The organism is Burkholderia sp. Ac-20379 (assembly GCF_017104645.1).
Classification (GTDB): Bacteria; Pseudomonadota; Gammaproteobacteria; order Burkholderiales; family Burkholderiaceae; genus Burkholderia.
The window spans coordinates 1-19625 of the sequence record NZ_JAAGPF010000006.1; the positions used below are offsets into that span (position 1 = coordinate 1).

The following is a 19625-nucleotide window of genomic DNA, read 5'->3' on the forward strand; positions in this document are numbered from 1 at the left end:
GCCGCGCGCGCTCGCCCTCGGCCAGCCCGCTGTGCAGCGTGACGATCGCGCCGGGCGGCAGCACGGCCGCGAAGCGCGCGCGAAACGCCGCCTCGAACTGCGGCGTCAGGTTGATTTCGGGAACCATCACCAGCGCCTGCGCGCCGGGCCGTTCGTCGAGCAGCGCGGCGAGCGCGTGCAGGTAGACCTCGGTCTTGCCGCTGCCGGTCACGCCGTGCAGCAGGAACGGCGCGAAGCCGCGCGCGGCGCGGATCGCATCGAGCGCATCGGTCTGCTCGGCGTTCAGCGCCGGGGGCACAGGCGCGGACACCCGGTTATCCACCGCTTGTCCACCGGCGTCGGCCACCGGGATTTCGTCGCAGGCGGCCCAGCCCGATTCGCACCAGGCGTCGAGCGTGGCCTGCGCCTTCGGATGCAGCGCACGCAGTTCGGGCAACGTCAGCGAGGCTTCGTCGCGCAGTGCCTCGGCGAGCCGGCGCAGCGCGGCGGCGCGCGCGGGCAGGGCGTCGGGCAAGGCCTCGCGGCCGGCCGGCAGCAGGCGGTAACGGATTTCGGGAGCGAGCAGGCGGCCCCAGCGCGACGCATCGCGCAGCGCCTGCGGCAGCGCCGGCAGCGCCACTTCGCCGCGCCCGCGCTGGTAGTAATCGGCCGCGAACGCGACCAGATCGAGCCACGCATCGGCCAGCGGCGGCAGCTCCGCGCAGAGCTCGGCCACGTCGCGCAGGCGGTTCGCGGGCACCTCGGTGTGAGTGGCGACTTCGCAGACAAGCCCCACCGCCAGCCGCTTTCCGAACGGCACCTGCACCAGCATGCCGACCTGCGGCGGCACCGCGCCGCGATAGCGGTAGTCGAACAGCGTCTGCAGCGGATGATCGAGCGCGACGCGCACGTAGAGATCCCTGCTCATCGGCCGCCCAGCGTGCCTGACGAAGCCATCGATGGCGCGATCGACGGCCGGCTCTCGGCCGGCGACGCGAAGTTAAAGTAAAACATCACTTTCGGCGCTAAGTTTCGGATTCTGATTAGGAATCGGCGGAAGCCGGCCCGGCCTGTGGATAACTTTGTTGAGAACTCGATCTTGACTGTCTCAAACTGGCCTCTCCGCGTACCGGACGCTGCTTTTCGGGGCATCGGACCGCCTGTCGCGGAGCCTTGTCCAGCAAGGCTGCTATCCGATTTTCAACGCAATAGCATGGGCATTTTGTGGATGGGGCGCTCTACCGCGCCGCAACGAGCAAAATGTGCATAAGTCAAGTCTTGACAAGCCGGGAAGTGCCGCTCGGCGGGCACCTGCGCCCCGATTACGCCGGCAGGCCCGGCCGCCGCGCGCTGCGGCGCAGCATCGCGGCCCGCCGATCGAACCCGTGCGGGGCCGCCCCTCGGCCGGCGTTCAGCCCAGCGAACCGGCGCGCAGCGTGCGGCTATGGCGATGCACTTCGTCCACCAGCTCCGCGACGCTTTCGGGCGGCGTGAACTGCGAAATGCCGTGGCCCAGGTTGAAGATGTGGCCCGGGTGATTGCCGTAGCTGTCGAGCACCGCGCGGGCTTCCATGCGGATCGTCGCCGGCGGCGCGAACAGGATGGTCGGATCGAGGTTGCCCTGCAGCGCCACCGAGCCGTTCACGCGCGCGCGGGCCTGGCCGAGATTGACCGTCCAGTCGAGGCCGACCGCATCCACGCCGCTGGCCGCGATGTCCTCGAGCCAGAGGCCGCCGCCCTTGGTGAAGGTGATGACCGGAATCTGTTCACCGTCGTGGTTGCGCTTGAGCTGGGCCACCACGCGTCGGATCGGATCGAGCGACAGGCGCTGATACGCGCCGTCGGCCAGCGCGCCGCCCCAGGTGTCGAAGATCATCACGGCCTGCGCGCCCGCTTCGATCTGCGCGTTCAGGTAGGCGGCCACCGCGTCGACGTTGACGTCGAGGATCTGCTTCATCAGGTCGGGCCGCGCGTAGGCCATCGATTTCACGGTGCGGAAATCGTCCGAGCCGCCGCCTTCCACCATGTAGCAGGCGAGCGTCCACGGGCTGCCCGAGAAACCGATCAGCGGCACGCGCTGGCGGCCCTGCGCATCGGTCAGCGCGCGGCGGATCTCGCGCACGGCGTCGGTCACGTAACCGAGCGTCGCGCCGATGTCGGGCACGGCGAGCTTGGCGACGTCGGCTTCGGTGCGCACCGGGTGCGCGAATTTCGGCCCTTCGCCCTGCAGGAACTCGAGGCCGAGACCCATCCCGTCGGGAATCGTCAGGATGTCGGAGAACAGGATCGCGGCGTCGAGCGGGTAGCGCTCGAGCGGCTGCAACGTCACTTCGGTCGCGTATTCCGGGTTCTTCGCGAGGCCGAGGAAGCTGCCGGCGCGCGCGCGCGTCGCGTTGTACTCGGGCAGGTAACGGCCGGCCTGGCGCATCAGCCAGATCGGCGTGTAGTCGGTCGGCTGGCGGCGAAGCGCGCGCAGGAAGGTGTCGTTGAGCAGGTTATGAGCCACGATATGAGCGACGAAGCGTGTGCAAACGCGCATTCTACCGGAGCCGCCCGCCGGCGGCGGCGGCCCGCTATCATCGGGCCACAGACGACACACGACGAAAGGCGCGCCGCACGCCGCCCTTCGCCGCTTCCGGAGACAGATCGATGATTCCCGCCCGCCGCGCTTCCATGTTCGCGTCAACGCGCCTGGCCGCCTGCGCACTGGCCGCCTGCGCCACGTTCGCCGCCGGTGCGGCCCATGCCGCGACCGACGCCGATTCCGCCGCCCCGGCCGCCGCCCCCGCCTCGCGGCTCGACGCGGTGCTCGCGCGCGGCACGCTGCGCGTCTGCACCACGGGCGACTACCGGCCCTATACGTATTACCGGCCCGACGGCCGTTTCGAAGGCATCGACATCGACCTGGCCGAATCGCTCGCGCGCTCGCTCGGCGTGAAGACCGCGTTCGTCAAGACGAGCTGGCGCACGCTGACCGACGATTTCGTCGCGCGGTGCGACATCGCGGTGGGCGGCATCTCCACCACGCTCGACCGCCAGCGCCGCGCGTTCTTCACGCAGCCCACCGTCAAGGACGGCAAGACGCCCATCGTGCGCTGCGCCGACGCCGCGCGCTTCCAGCGCGTCGATCAGATCGACCAGCCGTCCACGCGCGTGATCGTGAACCCGGGCGGCACCAACGAGCGTTTCGCGCGCCAGTACCTCACGCACGCGCAGTTGACCGTCTACCCGGACAACGTGACGATCTTCCGCCAGATCCTCGACGGCCACGCCGACGTGATGGTGACCGACGCATCCGAAACCCTGCTGCAGCAGAAGCTCAACCCCGGCCTGTGCTCGGTGCACCCGGAGCAGCCGTTCCAGTTCGGCGAGAAGGCGTACATGGTGCCGCGCGGCGACGTGGTGTTTCAGCAGTACGTCGATCAATGGCTGCACCTCGCCCACGAAACGGGCGAATTCCAGGCCGTGACGGACACCTGGCTGAAGTGAGCGCGCAAATCGCGCATCGGCGGCCGCCGCGCTCTGTTTCCGTTCCTTACGACGCCCGGCGAACGTAACGGCGCGGGCGGCGGCGGCCGGCCCCCGTCGGCGCGTTCCTGCTGCAAGACTTGCCGCAGTCTTGCAGCGTTCGCAAGCGTCGCCCCGAACGTGTCGCAAGCCGGCAATTTGCCCGCTCCGGCCAGCCCGATTGCGCACCGCTGCGATGCATTGGCCGATCGGCAGGATTGTTTCCCTTCGAAATATGAGGGATTATCCTCATGCACCAAATTAAAAATTTGCTCAGTGCGGGAACGACTATTCAGCACCGCATGAAAAAACAAAATAATTAACAAAAAGATCGGCGGAAAAGACGGTAAAAATGACCCCGATTTTAGCCCTCCGGCGGAGTAAAAAATCCCGCATCGCCTTATCTGGCGGGCGTTACAACCGGATACACTTTGTTACCGCATAGGCCCTCTAATTCGCCCACAATGGCTCTCACGGTTTCAACACGGATGTGGTCTTTCTTGTGCGGCGTGTGAGCGGATACGATGCGCAGCGAATAGTCCGTCGGTTTCATACCGAATCCCTTCTCAGGGGCATCCTTGTTGGAATCGTGATCGGCGCAAGCCGATTGCTTCCACCTTTGGTCTCCTCGCGCTAACCCCGTAGCGTGTGGTTTTTAGCGGACTCTTAAGTCCGCTTTTTTTCGTCCATAGCAAACGCAAGCGCCGGCCTTCAGGCCGTTTTCTGCTGCGTCAGCCCCAGTTCGTCGATCATCGCCTCGCGCATCACGAACTTCTGCACCTTGCCCGTCACGGTCATCGGCAAGGCATCCACGAAGCGCACATGGCGCGGCACCTTGTAGTGCGCGATCTGGCCGTCGCAATAGGCGCGCAGCTCGGCTTCGTCCATCGTCGCGCCCGCGCGCAGCACGATCCACGCGCACACCGCCTCGCCGTATTTCGCATCGGGCACGCCGAACACCTGCGCGCTCTGCACCTTCGGATGACGGAACAGGAATTCCTCGATCTCGCGCGGATAGATGTTCTCGCCGCCGCGGATCAGCATGTCCTTGAGCCGTCCGACGATGTTGCAGAAGCCGTCCGCGTCGAGCGTGGCGAGGTCGCCGGTGTGCATCCAGCCGTCGACGATCACCTCCTGCGTGCGCGCCGCGTCACCCCAGTAGCCCGCCATCACCGAGTAGCCGCGCGTGCAGAGTTCACCCGTTGCACCGACCGGCACGACCGCGCCGCTCGCATCGACGATCTTCGCCTCCAGGTGCGGCTGGATCCGGCCGACCGTGGTGGTGCGCTTTTCGAGCGAATCGGTGGTGGTGCTCTGGAACGACACGGGGCTGGTTTCCGTCATGCCGTAGGCGATCGTCACCTCGGCCATGTGCATCTCGGCCACGACGCGCTTCATCGTCTCGATCGGACACGGCGAGCCGGCCATGATGCCGGTGCGCAGCGAGCGCAGGTCGAAGCGGCCGAATTCGGGATGATCGAGCTCGGCGATGAACATGGTCGGCACGCCGTGCAGCGCGGTGCAGCGTTCCGCCTCGACGGCCTCGAGCGTGGCGAGCGGATCGAACGCCGCGCCGGGGAACACCATCTTCGCCCCCACCGACACGCAGGCCAGCACCGCCAGCACCATGCCGAAGCAGTGATAGAGCGGCACCGGGATGCAGAGCGCGTCCTGCTCGGTGAGTTGCATCACGCTGGCGATCGCGCGCGCGTTGTTGACGATGTTCCGGTGCGTCAGCGTCGCGCCCTTGGGGCTGCCGGTGGTGCCGCTGGTGAACTGGATGTTGATCGGATCGGTATCGGCGAAGCCCGCGCCGAGCACGTCGAGCCCGGCGTGTGCGCGCAAGGTCCGGCCGTGCGCGAGCAGATCCGCGAAGCGCAGCATGCCGGCCGGCGCCGCCTCGCTCATCGACACCACCGTGCGCAGCGTCGGCACGCGTGCGGCGCGCAGCGCGCCCGGCGCGTGCGTGTCGAGTTCCGGCGCGAGCGTGCGCAGCATCTGCGTGTAGTGCGAGGTCTTGAACGATTCGGCCGCGATCAGCAACTTGCAGCCGACCTGGTTCAGCGCGTAATCGAGCTCGGCGAGCCGGTAGGCGGGATTGATGTTGACGAGGATCGCGCCGATACGGGCCGTGGCGAACTGCGTCAGCAGCCATTCGACGCGGTTCGGCGCCCAGATGCCGACGCGCTCGCCCGGTGCGATGCCCAGCTCGATCAAAGCGGCGGCCAGCGCGTCGACCGCCTCGCCGAACTCGCGCCAGCTCCAGCGCACGCCCTGCTCGCGGAACACCACGGCCGGGCGTTCGGGGAAGCGTGCGATGGTATCGGCCAGGAAGCGGCCCACGGTGGCGTGGCTCAGGGCGGGCGTGGCCGCGCCGCGAACCTGGGAGAGGCCGTCGAGCGGAGCGATGCCGTTCTCGCGGCGCTCGCCGCCCTTGCCTGCCTGATCCAAGCCGTTTGGCCGATCGTCGCTGTGCAGGCGGCCGGCGCCGTCTGACGCGCCGTCGCTGCCTCGATCGCCCGGGTTCGCCGCCATCGTCGCCATCGCTGTCTCCGACCGTGCCTTGAGCGAGCGATTCTGCCCTGCCTGACAGTCGGCTGACATCAGGGTTAGCGCGCCTGTACATCGGCGGCGATGCGCCGGCGCCGGGCGAAAAAAAAGCAGCCCGAAGGCTGCTTCTTCCTGCCTGCGCGCAAGGCGCGGGCGTGTCAGTTCTTGCTGCGGATCTTCGCGAGACGCTGGATCGCTTCGAGCTGCGCCATGGCCGTCGCGAGTTCCGACTGGGCCTTGGCGAGGTCGATGTCCGACTTCGCGTTCTGCAGCGTTTCCTCTGCACGGCGCTTGGCTTCTTCCGCCTTCGCGCTGTCGAGATCCTTGCCGCGGATCGCGGTATCGGCGAGCACGGTCACGGCGCCCGGTTGCACCTCGAGGATGCCGCCGGCCACGAACACGAACTCGTCCGCGCCGCTTTCCGACTCGATGCGCACCGCACCCGGACGGATCCGGGTGATGAGCGGCGTGTGGCCCGGCAGAATGCCCAGCTCACCCGATTCGCCCGGCAGCGCGACGAACTTCGCCTGGCCCGAGAAGATCTGCTCTTCCGCGCTGACGACGTCTACTTTGATGGTTGCCATATGGACTCCTGTCGGCGGGAGCTACTGCTTCGGCACTTGCTCCCGCCCCATGCCGCAATTGGCAAGCGTTGGCGCTTCAGCGCCTATTCTTGCCTTGCGGCGGTCGACGGGAGCAAGCGCGTCAGCGCTTGCTCCGATCCTGCACCCTTACTGGATCTTCTTGGCCTTTTCGAAGGCTTCGTCGATCGTGCCGACCATGTAGAACGCCTGTTCCGGCAGGTGGTCGCACTCGCCGTCGACGATCATCTTGAAGCCGCGGATCGTTTCCTTCAGCGGCACGTACTTGCCCGGCGCGCCCGTGAACACTTCGGCGACGTGGAACGGCTGCGACAGGAAACGCTGGATCTTCCGTGCGCGGGCGACCGTTTGCTTGTCTTCCGGCGACAGTTCGTCCATGCCCAGAATCGCGATGATGTCGCGCAGTTCCTTGTAGCGCTGCAGCGTCATCTGAACGCGACGCGTGATCGTGTAGTGCTCTTCGCCGATCACGTTCGGGTCGATCTGGCGCGAGGTCGAGTCGAGCGGATCGACTGCCGGGTAGATACCCAGCGAGGCGATGTCACGCGACAGCACGACGGTAGCGTCCAAGTGGCCGAAGGTGGTAGCCGGCGACGGATCGGTCAAGTCGTCCGCAGGGACGTACACGGCCTGAACGGACGTGATCGAACCCGTCTTGGTCGACGTGATGCGTTCCTGCAGCTTGCCCATTTCTTCCGCCAGCGTCGGCTGGTAGCCCACGGCCGACGGCATACGGCCGAGCAGTGCCGACACTTCGGTACCGGCCAGCGTGAAACGGTAGATGTTGTCGACGAAGAACAGCACGTCGAGGCCTTCGTCACGGAAGTGCTCGGCCATCGTCAGGCCGGTCAGCGCGACGCGCAGACGGTTGCCCGGCGGCTCGTTCATCTGGCCGTAGACCAGCGCGACCTTGTCGAGAACGTTGGAGTCCTTCATTTCGTGGTAGAAGTCGTTCCCTTCACGGGTACGCTCGCCCACGCCCGCGAACACGGAGTAACCGCCGTGTTCCTTCGCGATGTTGTTGATGAGCTCCATCATGTTGACGGTCTTGCCCACGCCGGCACCGCCGAACAGGCCCACCTTGCCGCCCTTTGCGAACGGGCACACGAGGTCGATGACCTTGATGCCGGTTTCGAGCAGTTCGGTCGACGGCGACAGTTCGTCGAACGCCGGGGCCTTCTGGTGGATCGAGCGCGTGGTTTCGCTCACGATCGGGCCGGCTTCGTCGATCGGACGGCCGAGGACGTCCATGATGCGGCCGAGGGTCGGCTTGCCGACCGGCACCGAGATCGGCAGGCCGGTGTTCTTCACCAGCACGCCGCGGCGCAGGCCGTCGGATGCGCCCAGACAGATGGTACGAACGATGCCGTCACCCAGCTGTTGCTGGACTTCGAGCGTCAGTTCCGAACCTTCCAGAATGAGTGCGTCGTAGATCTTCGGCATGCTGTCGCGCGGGAATTCCACGTCGATAACGGCGCCGATGCACTGTACGATCTTGCCTTCTACCAAAGCAGTAGTACTCATCGCTTTTCCTTTCAATACCTGATTCTTTACTCGCGCAAGGGCGCAGTTTCGAGGCGACAGTCGCTGGCTCGCTTAAACAGCGGCGGCACCGCCGACGATCTCAGACAGTTCCTTCGTGATCGCTGCCTGGCGGCTCTTGTTGTACGACAGCTGAAGCTCGCTGATCACGGTCTTCGCATTGTCGGACGCAGCCTTCATCGCGACCATTCGCGCCGATTGCTCGGACGCCATGTTTTCCGCCACGGCCTGATACACGAGGGCCTCGACGTAACGCACCAGCAACTCGTCCACCACTGCCTGCGCATCCGGCTCGTAGATGTAATCCCACGAGGTCGAAGGCGTGCCGTCTTCGCCGTTCTCGAAGTGCTGGGGTGCCAGCGGCAGCAGCTGCTCGATCACCGATTCCTGCTTCATCGTGTTGATGAAGCGCGTGTAGGCGATGTAGACAGCCGACAGCTTGCCTTCCGAGTACGCGTCGAGCTGCACCTTGACCGCGCCGATCAGCGCGTCGAGATGCGGCGTGTCGCCCAGATGGACGACCTGCGAGACCACCTTGCCGCCGAAGCGGTTCAGGAAGCCGAGGCCCTTGCCGCCGATGGCGGTGGCTTCGAACTTCTGGCCTTGCTTCTCGAGTTCCTTCAGCTTGCTGACCGTCGCGCGCAGAACGTTCGTGTTCAGACCGCCGCACAGACCCTTGTCGGTCGTGACGAGGATCAAACCGGCCGTCTTGGCATCTTCGTTCGCCACCATGAACGGGTGGCGGTATTCCGGGTTCGCGCGGCTCATGTGCGCAGCAATCGCGCGGACCTTGTCGGCGTACGGACGGGCTGCGCGCATGCGCTCCTGCGCGCGGCGCATCTTCGACGCCGCGACCATTTCCATCGCCTTGGTGATCTTGCGCGTGTTTTGCACGCTCTTGATCTTGCCGCGAATTTCCTTCATTCCAGCCATTGCTTGCTCCTTGACCGAAGCAGTGCGTCAGCGCTTACGCGCGTCGCACCGCTTCGAGGTGTCCCTCGCGGATCAATAGGCACCCGACTTCTTGAAGGACTTCAGCGCTTCGTGCAGCGCGCCGTCATCTTCCTTCGCCAAAGCCTTGTTGTCTTCGATACGCTTGACCAAGTCTGCGTGGCTGGCCTTCAGGTACTCGCGCAGGCCCTTTTCGAAGGCGAGCACGTCCTTGACTTCGACGTCGTCGAGGTAGCCGTTGTTGGCCGAGAACAGCGCGACGGCCAGTTCCCAGACTTGCAGCGGCTGATACTGCGGCTGCTTGAGCAGTTCCGTCACGCGGCGGCCGCGTTCGAGCTGCTTGCGCGTGGCGGCGTCGAGGTCCGAAGCGAACTGCGCGAACGCAGCCAGCTCACGGTACTGGGCCAGATCGGTACGGATACCGCCCGACAGCTTCTTCACGACGTTCGTTTGCGCTGCGCCACCGACTCGCGACACCGAGATACCGGCGTTGATTGCCGGGCGGATGCCTGCGTTGAACAGATCGGTTTCCAGGAAGATCTGGCCGTCCGTGATCGAGATCACGTTGGTCGGCACGAATGCCGTGACGTCGCCTGCCTGCGTTTCGATGATCGGCAGTGCCGTCAGCGAACCCGTCTTGCCCTTCACTTCGCCGTTCGTGAACTTCTCGACGTACTCTTCCGAGACGCGAGCCGCACGCTCGAGCAGACGCGAGTGGAGATAGAACACGTCGCCGGGATACGCTTCGCGGCCCGGCGGGCGGCGCAGCAGCAGCGAGATCTGGCGATAGGCCCAGGCTTGCTTGGTCAGATCGTCATAGATGATCAGGGCGTCTTGACCGCGGTCGCGGAAGTATTCGCCCATCGTGCAACCGGCGTACGGTGCGAGGTACTGCATCGCGGCCGAATCCGACGCCGAAGCCGACACGACGATGGTGTATTCCATCGCGCCGGTTTCTTCGAGCTTGCGCACCACGTTCATGATCGACGAAGCCTTCTGGCCGATCGCGACGTAGATACAGATCAGATCCTTGCCCTTCTGGTTGATGATCGTGTCGATCGCGACGGCGGTCTTGCCCGTTTGGCGGTCGCCGATGATCAGCTCGCGCTGGCCGCGGCCGACCGGCACCATGGCGTCGATCGACTTGATGCCGGTTTGCACCGGCTGCGACACGCCGTGACGCCAGATCACGCCCGGAGCGATCTTCTCGATCGCGTCGGTCGCCTTGGCGTTGACGGGGCCCTTGCCGTCGATCGGGTTGCCGAGCGCATCGACCACGCGGCCGATGAGTTCCGGGCCGACCGGCACTTCCAGGATGCGACCCGTCGTCTTGACGATGTTGCCTTCGCTGATGTGACCGTAGTCGCCCAGAATCACGGCGCCGACCGAGTCGCGCTCGAGGTTCAGCGCGAGGCCGAACGTATTGCCCGGAAATTCGAGCATTTCGCCTTGCATCACGTCCGACAGGCCGTGGATGCGCACGATGCCGTCCGTCACGGAGATCACGGTGCCTTGATTGCGAACGTCTGCGTTCGCTTCCAGGCCCTGGATCCGGCTCTTGATCAGCTCGCTGATCTCAGAGGGATTGAGTTGCATATTCGCTCCTGATGTTCAATTCTGTTGCGTGCCGGCTGCGGCGCTCAGGCGGTCAGTGCGGCTTGCATGCTGGCGAGCCGCGCACGGACCGAGGTATCGAGCACTTCGTCGCCCACCGTCACGCGCACGCCGCCGATCAGCGACGCGTCGATGTCGACCGTGGCTTTCAGCGTGCGACCGAACTTCCGTTCGAGGCTCGCGACCAGCTCGGCGAGCTGCGCGCCTTCGAGCGGGAACGCGCTGACGATGCTCACGTCCGCCGCGCCTTCGCGCGCGTTCTTCAGTGCGTCGAATTGCTCCGCGATTTCCGGCAGCAGCACGATGCGGTGATTGTCGACCAGCATCTGCACGAAGTTCTTCGCTTCCGCGCTGCCGGCGAGCGGCGACTTCACCGCGGCGAGCAGCAGTTCGGCGATCTGAGCACGCCCGACCTTCGGGTTCGACGCGACAGACAGCACTTCGGGCAGTTGCGCAACCTGGGCCAGCTCTCCTGCGAGCGTGGACCAGGCGGCGACGTCACCAGCCTCGGCCACGCGAAACAGCGCTTCTGCGTAAGGGCGGGCAATGGTTGCAAATTCGGCCATGATCAGAGCTCGGCTTTCAGTTGAGTCAGCAGTTCGGCGTGTGCCGCCTGGTCGACTTCGCGCTTCAGGATCTGTTCGGCGCCCTTGACGGCCAGCGTCGCGACATCCGCGCGCAGCAGTTCACGAGCCTTCACGATTTGCTGTTCGGCGTCGGCTTTTGCCTGGGCGACGATGCGGGCGGCTTCTGCCTGCGCATTCGTCTTGATTTCTTCGGCAACGGCGAGCGCGCGCTTTTCAGCGTCGGCGATTCGCTGCTGGCCGTCGGTGCGAGCCTGTGCGAGTTCCTGGTCGGCGGCCTTGTGTGCCGCTTCGAGTTCCGCCTTGCCCTTTTCCGCAGCGGCCAAGCCGTCGGCAATCTTCTTCGCGCGTTCGTCGAGTGCGTTGATCAGCGGCGGCCACACGAACTTCATCGTGAACCACGCGAGGATCAGGAACACGACCATTTGCGCAAACAGGGTTGCGTTGAGATTCACGGTGTTTCCTTAGTCTGCTATCCGGGAAAATGAAACGGTAAGGCGCTCATCGAGTTGCATCCGATCAGCGCCCGGGATCTCCGTTCCGCCCTGCGCCCGCCATGTGCGAGCGCAAAATTTCCGGTGAACCTTAGCCTGCGAGCTTCGACAGGAGCGGGTTCGCGAATGCGAACAGCATCGCCACGCCCACGCCGATCAGGAATGCCGCGTCGATCAGGCCGGCCAGCAGGAACATCTTCGTTTGCAGCGGGTTGATCAGTTCCGGCTGACGTGCGCAGGCTTCGATGTACTTGCCGCCCATCAGGCCGATACCGATACAGGCGCCGACGGCACCCAGGCCGATGATGATGCCGATACCGATTGCGGTCAGACCCTGAATGTTGGCGATGAAAGCTTGCATGATCACTCCTATTTGAAAAGACTTGGAACTAGAGATTTAAAAAACCGAAAAACGAAAACTGCCGCCCGTCGCGCACTCAGTGCGTTTCGTGCGCCTGGCCGAGATACACCAGCGTCAGCATCATGAAGATGAATGCTTGCAACAGAACAATCAGGATGTGGAAGATTGCCCAGACGCTGCCCGCGATCACATGGCCAACGAAACCGAGAACCGTTGCATCGCCGCCGAAGCTCCAGATACTGCCCAGCAGAGCGATCAGCAGGAACACCAGTTCACCTGCGTACATGTTGCCGAACAGCCGCATGCCGAGCGATACGGTCTTGGCGATGTATTCGACGATGTTCAACGCGAGGTTGGGGATCCACAGTGCCCAGTGCGCGCCGAACGGCGCCGACACCAGCTCGTGCGCAAAGCCGCCGACGCCCTTGATCTTGATGCTGTAGTAGATCATCAGCACGAACACGCCCAGCGCGATGCCGAGGGTGCCGTTCAGATCGGCGGTCGGGACGATGCGGTGATGCGAAATGACGCCGGACAGACCGAGCCAGCCGATCACGCGGCCCGGCAGGTCGACGGGGAGAAAGTCGAGCGAGTTCATCAGCAGCACCCAGACGAAAACCGTCATGGCCAGCGGTGCGATGAACGTGCGGTTGCCGCGAACGACGGCCTTCGATTGGTCTTCGACCATTTCGACGACCAGTTCGATCAGGCATTGGAAGCGGCCCGGAACGCCCGGGGTCGCCTTGCGTGCGGCGAGGCGCAGCACGAGGATGGTCACGAGGCCACACACGATCGACCAGAACAGCGTGTCGAGATTCCATACATGGAAATCGACGATCGACGTCTGATTCGCGGTGGAGAAGTTCTGCAAGTGGTGCGCAATGTACTCGGACGGATCCAGAGCGTGCGTGCCTTCGCTAGCTGCCATAGTCGTTAATGCCACCCAAATTGTCGAAAATCGTTGTTTTACGTATTGCCGCAAAAATTTATTGCGGGAACACGAGAGCGCAACTTCCGGTCAGACCTGCGATACTGGCGTATGCTGCATCGCAACGTGTCTTCCGGTTTGCCGCAAAATGCTGTTACCGCCAGGCGAGCGCGAGCCAGTATGTCTTCAACGCAACGAGGTAGGTGACGAGAAGCGGCACCCAGTGCACGTCCGGAAACCGGACCGCCACCGCGGTGAACATCGCGATCGTCAAACCCAGCTTCAGCGCTTCGCCGAACATCCAGCCCATCACCGTGTTCGCGCCGCCGAACCTCAGTCTCGCTGCGAACACCGCACTCGGTACCCAGCCAATCGCTCCGCCCAACAATGCCGATTGCGCAGCAGCGCCTGGTGACTTCGAAAACAGCCACCACGCCAGCGTTGCAACCAGGGACAGGACCATTTGCGCGATCACCACCCGAAACGGGGTAACGCGCGATGGCCGACTCACGTCCGGACCGAACAGCGCTTGCGCCTCGGCCCGCGTGAGCGGAACGATATTGTTATCTTGCTGCTCGACATCCCACGTGTCTGCCCGTGGAGCGCCGTGCTGCTGCCCGGCAGCGACATGCTGCGCGTGGGGATGTTCGTCGTGCCTGTTGTTCGGCGCCTGACTCGCCATCGCCATCTTCCGCAAAATCGCTGTAAGCCTTCAGCTTTCCACAAGCTTTCAGGGCTACCGTGCTAACAAATCCCGGCGATTGTAAGCGATAGCCGCATGCGATTCAAGGTTTTGGACGCGACAAAAACACGACGAAAACGATGTGACGCGAGGGAAAAATCGCGTCATTTTCCGACGTCTGACAACAGTTGAAAGCAATGGCCGGCGGTCAGCTTTCAACACCATGCCGCCCGCCCGAATCGGCGCGACTTAGCTCAGACGAAATGCAGCCACAGCGCGCCGAGTGCGTAGGCGATCAAACCGAACGGCACGCAGACCAGATGGAACGGCCCCCAGATGCCGGGCGTTTTCGCGAGCCGCACCGCGATCAGGTTCGCCAGCGAGCCGATCGCGAAGCCGAAACCGCCCACGCTGACGCCAAACGCGAGCGCCCGCCAATCGCCGCCGAACTCCGAAAGCAGGATCGCGGCCGGCACGTTGCTGATGCCCTGGGACAGGACGGCGCCCGCTGTATAAAGGCGCAGCGGGGCATCGAGCCCGAGTTGCGCAACCGCACCATGCACGGCGGGCAGCGCCGCGGCGCCGCGCAACACCACGAACATCAGCACGAAGATCAGCAGCAGCAGCCAGTCGATCTTCAACACGGCGTCGCGCCGCACGGCCGCGAACACCAGCGCCACCGCGATCACGCCGGGCACCGCGAAGTGCAGATCGGCCGCCACCACGAACGCCGCGAACAGCACCGCGGCCGTCAGCGCGAGTGGCCGGCGCACCGCATGCGGCTCGCTGTCGCCCGAAAAATCGAGCGGTTTGGCGCGGAACAGACCGGCCGCCAGCACCAGCAACATGGCCATCGTCATCAACGCGAGCGGTGCCAGTTCGATCACGAAGCGACCAAATGACGCACCACTGCGCTGCCAAAGAAACAGGTTCTGCGGGTTGCCGAGCGGCGTGGCGATCGAGCCGGCGTTCACGGCGATCGCCAGACAGATCACGAGGCGCTTGATCGGCAACGGCGTGAGCCGCTGCAGCGACACCACGAGCGGCACGGCGACGAACAGCGCCACGTCGTTGGTCAGCCAGGTGGCGAGCACGGCGGCGAACACGATCAGCAGCATCGCGAGCGAGCGCTCGGTGCGCACGCGATGCACGATCCGGTGTGCGAGCCACATCAGGAAGCCCGACAGCTCGAGCGCCTTGGTCACCATCAACAGGCCGGCGAGCGTCGCCACCGTCTGCCAGTCGACCAGCCCGGCGAGCGCGGCCAGCGGCCGCGGCCGCGCGATCTGCAGGATCGCCAGCGCGACGACGAGGATGGACAGCACCGGCTCGCTCGCAACGAACGCCAGCCATTTGCGCGGAGCCACCCCGCTCACCTGACTCATCGGCGCCTCAGGCGGCGATATTGCCGCGCAGGCGCAGGAGGATGCCCTCGAGCGCATCGAGATCGCCGAAGTCGATCGTCAACTGCCCGCGGCCACGGCGGCCCAGCTTGATCTTGACGTTCGAGGCGAGCATGTCGGACAGCTCCTCCTCGAGCCGGCGCGTGTCGCGGCCGCCGTCTTCCTTCGACTTGGCCTTCAGCGTCGGCGCTTCCTTGGTGGTGTGCGCAACCAGTTTCTCGGTTTCGCGCACCGACAGGCGGCGGTTGACGACCTGATGCGCCAGCGTGATCTGCGTGGCGGCATCGACGGCCAGCAGCGCGCGCGCGTGGCCCATGTCGAGATCGCCGGCCAGCAGCATGGTCTGCACCGGTGCGGCGAGGTTCAGCAGGCGCAGCAGGTTCGACACCGCGCTGCGCGAGCGGCCCACCGATTCGGCGGCCTGCTCGTGGGTGAAGTTGAATTCGTCGAGCAGGCGCTGGATGCCGTGCGCCTCTTCGAGCGGATTCAGATCCTCGCGCTGGATGTTCTCGATCAGCGCCATGGCCGCCGCGGCCTGGTCGCTGACCTCCTTGATCAGCACCGGCACTTCCGTCAGCCCGGCCAGACGCGAGGCGCGGAAACGCCGCTCGCCCGCGATGATCTCGAAGCGATCGGCGCCGACCGGGCGCACCAGGATCGGCTGCATCACGCCCTGCGCACGAATGCTCGACGCCAGCTCCTGCAGCGCGCCCTCGTCCATCCTCGTGCGCGGCTGGTATTTGCCGGCCTGCAGCTTGTCGAGCGGCAGCGTATTGAGCGCGCCCTCGATCTTCACGGCTTCGGTGATGTCGGCGCTGCCGCCGAGCAGGGCTTCGAGCCCGCGTCCCAGGCCTTTCTTCTTTGCTACCGCATTCATCGACTTTCCCTCGTTCGATAGTCCGCTGGAACGACGCGTCAAAGCGTCTGCACCCGTTCGATCATCTCGGCGCCGAATTGCAGGTAGGCCTGCGCGCCGCGCGATGCGCGATCGAACACCACGCCCGGCAGCCCGTAGCTGGGCGCCTCGGCGAGCCGCACGTTGCGCGGGATCACCGTGTCAAACACCTTGTCGCCGAAGTGCGCCTTCAACTGATCCGACACCTGCTGCTGCAGCGTGATGCGCGGGTCGAACATCACGCGCAGCAGGCCGATCACCTTCAGCTCGCGGTTCAGGTTCGCGTGGATCTGCTTGATGGTGTTGACCAGATCGGACAGGCCTTCGAGCGCGAAGTATTCGCACTGCATCGGGATCACCACGCCGTGCGCCGCGCACAAGCCGTTCAGCGTCAGCAGCGACAGCGCCGGCGGGCAATCGATCAGCACGAAATCGTACTGATCCTCGATCTTCTCGATCGCCGCCTTCAGTTGACGCTCGCGATTCTCGACGTCGACCAGTTCGATTTCCGCACCGGCCAACTCGCGGTTGGCAGGCAGCACGTCGTAGTCGAGCGACTCGGGGCGCACGCGCGCCTGCTCGATCGATACGCCGTCGACGAGCACTTCGTAGACGGTCGATTCGCAGGTGGCCTTGTCGATACCGCTACCCATGGTGGCATTGCCCTGCGGGTCCAGGTCGATCAGCAGGACACGCTGTTGCTGGGCGGCGAGGCTCGCGGCGAGATTGACCGTCGTGGTCGTCTTGCCGACCCCACCCTTCTGGTTGGCCACACAGAAGATTTTTGCCATCGTTGGTTTGTCCCTCAATCAAAACATCGGGTGCGGCTTGGCGCACCCTTCATCATTCAATGTGCTTCGGCAACGCCGACTTCGATCAGATGGCGCTCGGCATCGAGTGCCGGCACCGCAAGCCGGATCGTCTGGCGAACTTGCGAGCCTTCCGGCAAACGGGCGATTTCGTCGTCGGGCTGCACGCCCTTCATCGCCCAGATTGCCCCGCCCGGCGCCACCAAGTGCCGGGCAAGGGCGACGAAATCCGACAGGTCGGCAAACGCGCGCGACACGATCACGTCGAACTGGCCCGGCACTTCGTGGCCCGGACGCAGCGTCTCGACGCGGCCCGTGACGACCGACAGGTTCGCGAGCTTCAGCTCGGCCTTGGCTTGCGTCTGGAATGCGGACTTCTTGTGGACGATATCGTTGAGCGTGACCTGCCAGTGCGGAAACACGATGGCCAGCACGATGCCGGGCAACCCGCCGCCCGAGCCGACGTCGAGCGCCGTCGTGGCCTTCAGGCCGCGCAGATGCGGCACGATCGACAGCGAATCGAGGATGTGCTGAATCATCATCTGGCGCGGATCGCGGATCGCGGTCAGGTTGTAGACCGCGTTCCACTTGCCGAGCAGTGCGACGTAGTCGAGCAGCTTCGTCACCTGAGCCTCGTCCAGCGCGATGTCGAGCGAGGCAAGTCCTTCGGTCAGCAGCGCGTGCAGCGCATCGCGGGAGCCCCCCGCCATTGCGTTACGCCCCGTCATTGCTGCGTCGGGACGTTGTTGCCCCCTGCTTCGCCGGACGTCGAACCAGCTGCCGCGCCGCGACGGCCGAGGCCGCGCTTCAGATGCACCATCAACAGCGAGATGGCGGCCGGCGTGATGCCGGAAATCCGCGATGCCTGGCCGACCGTTTCAGGCCGATGCTGCTCGAATTTCTGGCGCGCCTCGAACGACAGACCACGCACTTCCGCGTAGTCGATGCCTTCCGGCAGTCGCGTGTTCTCGTGCGCACCGTTGCGTTCGATCTCGCCAGCCTGGCGCTCGATATAGCCCTGGTACTTGATGCCGATCTCAATCTGTTCTTCGATCTGGGCAAGCAGCACCGGATCGTCGGCCAGCGCTTCGGCCGGGCCGCATTCGCCGCCACGCAATCCGCACACGCCGGCATAGCTGATGCCCGGACGGCGCAGCAGTTCGGCGAGGCTGTATTCGTGATCGATCGCCTTGCCGAGCAGCGCTTCCGCTTCGTCGGCCGGCAACGTCTTCGGCGTCACCCAGGTCTTGCGCAGGCGTTCTGTTTCACGTGAAACAGCATCGCGCTTGCGACAGAACGCGTCCCAGCGGGCGTCGTCGATCACGCCCAGTTCGCGGCCTATTTCGGTCAGGCGCATGTCGGCGTTGTCTTCGCGCAGGCTCAGACGATATTCGGCACGGCTCGTGAACATGCGATACGGCTCGGACACGCCTTGCGTAACCAGGTCGTCGACGAGCACGCCGAGGTAAGCCTGGTCGCGGCGCGGGCACCATGCTTCCTTGTCCTGCGCATAGCGGCCGGCGTTGATCCCGGCCAGCAGACCCTGTGCGGCCGCTTCTTCATAGCCGGTCGTGCCGTTGATCTGGCCCGCGAAGAACAACCCGTCGATCACCTTGGTTTCCAGCGATGCCTTCAGGCCGCGCGGATCGAAGTAGTCGTACTCGATCGCATAACCGGGCCGCAGGATGTGCGCGTGCTCGAGCCCGCGCATCGAATGCACGAGGTCGAGCTGCACGTCGAACGGCAGGCTGGTGGAGATTCCGTTCGGGTAGAACTCGTGGGTGGTCAGCCCTTCCGGCTCCAGGAAGATCTGGTGCGAATCCTTCGAGGCGAAACGATGAATCTTGTCTTCGATCGACGGGCAGTAGCGCGGGCCGACACCGGCGATCACACCCGTGTACATCGGCGAACGATCGAGGCCGCCGCGGATGATGTCGTGCGTGCGCTCGTTGGTATGCGTGACCCAGCACGGCATCTGGCGCGGGTGCATATCGGCGCGGCCGAGAAACGAGAACACCGGCACCGGATCGAGATCGCCCGGCTGCTCCTCGAGCTTCGAAAAGTCGATCGAGCGACCGTCGATACGCGGCGGCGTACCGGTCTTGAGGCGGCCTTGCGGCAGCTTCAGTTCCTTGAGACGCGACGACAGCGTGACTGCCGCCGGGTCCCCTGCCCGCCCGCCGGTGTGGTTGTTCAGGCCGACGTGGATCTTGCCGTCCAGGAACGTGCCAGCCGTCAGCACCACCGCGCGCGCGCGGAAGCGGATGCCGATCTGCGTAACAGCGCCCACCACTCGCTCGCCCTCGACGATCAAATCGTCCACGGCTTGCTGGAACAACCAGAGGTTCGGCTGGTTTTCGAGGCGGCTGCGGATCGCCTGCTTGTAGAGCAGACGGTCGGCCTGGGCCCGCGTGGCGCGCACGGCCGGGCCCTTCGAGGAGTTCAGGATCCGGAACTGGATGCCCGATTCGTCGGTGGCGATGCCCATGGCGCCGCCCAACGCATCGACTTCCTTGACCAGATGGCCCTTGCCGATCCCGCCAATCGACGGGTTGCAGCTCATCTGCCCGAGTGTCTCGATGTTGTGCGTCAGCAGCAGCGTTTTCACGCCCATGCGCGCGGACGCCAAAGCGGCTTCCGTACCGGCATGACCGCCGCCAACGACGATCACGTCAAATTCAGTGGGATAAAGCATTGCGGATTTCGCGTCAGAACGATCGCGAA

General features: G+C 64.9%; 18 protein-coding genes. 1 reads left to right on the forward strand and 17 read right to left on the reverse strand.

Translation table 11 applies throughout. From position 1 onward, the window contains the following. Together G3N92_RS01500 and hemE are read right to left on the reverse strand one after the other, a co-directional pair. The coding region (locus tag G3N92_RS01500; protein ID WP_206125677.1) for a DEAD/DEAH box helicase family protein at positions 1–907 on the reverse strand (907 nt) is incomplete at its 3' end. A gap of 483 nt (positions 908–1390) precedes the next feature. Then, a complete protein-coding gene (gene hemE, locus G3N92_RS01505; protein WP_339385907.1) occupies positions 1391–2485 on the reverse strand; it encodes a uroporphyrinogen decarboxylase in 1095 nt (364 codons plus the stop codon). A 167-nt stretch (positions 2486–2652) separates the two neighbouring features. Between hemE and G3N92_RS01510 the strand changes: the two genes are divergently transcribed. Then, the gene (locus G3N92_RS01510) at positions 2653–3468 is read left to right on the forward strand and encodes a transporter substrate-binding domain-containing protein (RefSeq protein WP_241014503.1); all 816 of its coding nucleotides are present in this window, start codon (positions 2653–2655) and stop codon (positions 3466–3468) included. A gap of 729 nt (positions 3469–4197) precedes the next feature. Here G3N92_RS01510 and G3N92_RS01515 read toward each other — a convergent pair. The 15 genes from G3N92_RS01515 to mnmG all read right to left on the reverse strand — a co-directional run bounded on the left by G3N92_RS01515 (position 4198) and on the right by mnmG (position 19596). Beyond that, a complete protein-coding gene (locus tag G3N92_RS01515; RefSeq protein ID WP_241014504.1) occupies positions 4198–6030 on the reverse strand; it encodes an AMP-binding protein in 1833 nt (610 codons plus the stop codon). 164 nt (positions 6031–6194) lie between these two features. Continuing rightward, positions 6195–6620: a F0F1 ATP synthase subunit epsilon gene (locus tag G3N92_RS01520; protein WP_206125680.1), complete on the reverse strand. Its 426-nt coding sequence runs from the start codon at positions 6618–6620 to the stop codon at positions 6195–6197. Between the two features lie 147 nt (positions 6621–6767). Beyond that, the gene (gene atpD, locus G3N92_RS01525; RefSeq protein ID WP_206125681.1) at positions 6768–8162 is read right to left on the reverse strand and encodes a F0F1 ATP synthase subunit beta; all 1395 of its coding nucleotides are present in this window, start codon (positions 8160–8162) and stop codon (positions 6768–6770) included. A 72-nt stretch (positions 8163–8234) separates the two neighbouring features. Then, positions 8235–9113, reverse strand: a complete 879-nt coding sequence (gene atpG / locus G3N92_RS01530) for a F0F1 ATP synthase subunit gamma (protein ID WP_206125682.1) — start codon at positions 9111–9113, stop codon at positions 8235–8237. 72 nt (positions 9114–9185) lie between these two features. Continuing rightward, positions 9186–10727 (reverse strand): F0F1 ATP synthase subunit alpha, encoded by a 1542-nt coding sequence (gene atpA, locus G3N92_RS01535; protein WP_206125683.1) that lies wholly within the window; start codon positions 10725–10727, stop codon positions 9186–9188. A 44-nt stretch (positions 10728–10771) separates the two neighbouring features. Next, positions 10772–11311, reverse strand: a complete 540-nt coding sequence (locus G3N92_RS01540; protein WP_206125684.1) for a F0F1 ATP synthase subunit delta — start codon at positions 11309–11311, stop codon at positions 10772–10774. Between the two features lie 2 nt (positions 11312–11313). After that, positions 11314–11784: a F0F1 ATP synthase subunit B gene (locus G3N92_RS01545; protein WP_206125685.1), complete on the reverse strand. Its 471-nt coding sequence runs from the start codon at positions 11782–11784 to the stop codon at positions 11314–11316. Between the two features lie 130 nt (positions 11785–11914). Further along, the gene (atpE, locus tag G3N92_RS01550) at positions 11915–12184 is read right to left on the reverse strand and encodes a F0F1 ATP synthase subunit C (protein ID WP_013696170.1); all 270 of its coding nucleotides are present in this window, start codon (positions 12182–12184) and stop codon (positions 11915–11917) included. A 76-nt stretch (positions 12185–12260) separates the two neighbouring features. Beyond that, on the reverse strand, positions 12261–13112 hold the full coding sequence (atpB, locus tag G3N92_RS01555; protein WP_206125727.1) for a F0F1 ATP synthase subunit A: 852 nt from the start codon (positions 13110–13112) through the stop codon (positions 12261–12263). Positions 13113–13266: 154 nt separating this feature from the next. Continuing rightward, entirely contained in the window at positions 13267–13794 is a 528-nt protein-coding gene (locus G3N92_RS01560) for an ATP synthase subunit I (protein WP_206125686.1), read from the reverse strand. A 254-nt stretch (positions 13795–14048) separates the two neighbouring features. Next, positions 14049–15179: an SLC13 family permease gene (locus tag G3N92_RS01565; protein ID WP_206125687.1), complete on the reverse strand. Its 1131-nt coding sequence runs from the start codon at positions 15177–15179 to the stop codon at positions 14049–14051. A gap of 7 nt (positions 15180–15186) precedes the next feature. Beyond that, positions 15187–16074, reverse strand: coding sequence for a ParB/RepB/Spo0J family partition protein (locus tag G3N92_RS01570; protein ID WP_206125688.1), 888 nt, complete (start codon positions 16072–16074; stop codon positions 15187–15189). Between the two features lie 38 nt (positions 16075–16112). Next, positions 16113–16883 (reverse strand): ParA family protein, encoded by a 771-nt coding sequence (locus G3N92_RS01575; RefSeq protein WP_206125689.1) that lies wholly within the window; start codon positions 16881–16883, stop codon positions 16113–16115. A gap of 56 nt (positions 16884–16939) precedes the next feature. After that, on the reverse strand, positions 16940–17629 hold the full coding sequence (gene rsmG / locus G3N92_RS01580; protein ID WP_206125690.1) for a 16S rRNA (guanine(527)-N(7))-methyltransferase RsmG: 690 nt from the start codon (positions 17627–17629) through the stop codon (positions 16940–16942). Further along, complete coding sequence (gene mnmG / locus G3N92_RS01585) at positions 17626–19596, reverse strand: tRNA uridine-5-carboxymethylaminomethyl(34) synthesis enzyme MnmG (RefSeq protein ID WP_206125691.1); 1971 nt, start codon at positions 19594–19596, stop codon at positions 17626–17628. Before mnmG ends, rsmG begins: the two co-directional genes overlap by 4 nt. Between the last annotated feature and the right edge of the window lie 29 nt (positions 19597–19625).

What these genes read in the sequence shown, in the direction of transcription:
- G3N92_RS01510 (WP_241014503.1), top strand. Translation starts at nt 2,653, where the DNA reads ATGTTCGCGTCAACGCGCCTGGCCGCCTGCGCACTGGCCGCCTGCGCC.
- G3N92_RS01515 (WP_241014504.1), bottom strand. Translation starts at nt 6,030, where the DNA reads ATGGCGACGATGGCGGCGAACCCGGGCGATCGAGGCAGCGACGGCGCG.
- G3N92_RS01520 (WP_206125680.1), bottom strand. Translation starts at nt 6,620, where the DNA reads ATGGCAACCATCAAAGTAGACGTCGTCAGCGCGGAAGAGCAGATCTTC.
- atpD (WP_206125681.1), bottom strand. Translation starts at nt 8,162, where the DNA reads ATGAGTACTACTGCTTTGGTAGAAGGCAAGATCGTACAGTGCATCGGC.
- atpG (WP_206125682.1), bottom strand. Translation starts at nt 9,113, where the DNA reads ATGGCTGGAATGAAGGAAATTCGCGGCAAGATCAAGAGCGTGCAAAAC.
- atpA (WP_206125683.1), bottom strand. Translation starts at nt 10,727, where the DNA reads ATGCAACTCAATCCCTCTGAGATCAGCGAGCTGATCAAGAGCCGGATC.
- G3N92_RS01540 (WP_206125684.1), bottom strand. Translation starts at nt 11,311, where the DNA reads ATGGCCGAATTTGCAACCATTGCCCGCCCTTACGCAGAAGCGCTGTTT.
- atpE (WP_013696170.1), bottom strand. Translation starts at nt 12,184, where the DNA reads ATGCAAGCTTTCATCGCCAACATTCAGGGTCTGACCGCAATCGGTATC.
- atpB (WP_206125727.1), bottom strand. Translation starts at nt 13,112, where the DNA reads ATGGCAGCTAGCGAAGGCACGCACGCTCTGGATCCGTCCGAGTACATT.
- G3N92_RS01560 (WP_206125686.1), bottom strand. Translation starts at nt 13,794, where the DNA reads ATGGCGAGTCAGGCGCCGAACAACAGGCACGACGAACATCCCCACGCG.
- G3N92_RS01565 (WP_206125687.1), bottom strand. Translation starts at nt 15,179, where the DNA reads ATGAGTCAGGTGAGCGGGGTGGCTCCGCGCAAATGGCTGGCGTTCGTT.
- G3N92_RS01570 (WP_206125688.1), bottom strand. Translation starts at nt 16,074, where the DNA reads ATGAATGCGGTAGCAAAGAAGAAAGGCCTGGGACGCGGGCTCGAAGCC.
- G3N92_RS01575 (WP_206125689.1), bottom strand. Translation starts at nt 16,883, where the DNA reads ATGGCAAAAATCTTCTGTGTGGCCAACCAGAAGGGTGGGGTCGGCAAG.
- rsmG (WP_206125690.1), bottom strand. Translation starts at nt 17,629, where the DNA reads ATGACGGGGCGTAACGCAATGGCGGGGGGCTCCCGCGATGCGCTGCAC.
- mnmG (WP_206125691.1), bottom strand. Translation starts at nt 19,596, where the DNA reads ATGCTTTATCCCACTGAATTTGACGTGATCGTCGTTGGCGGCGGTCAT.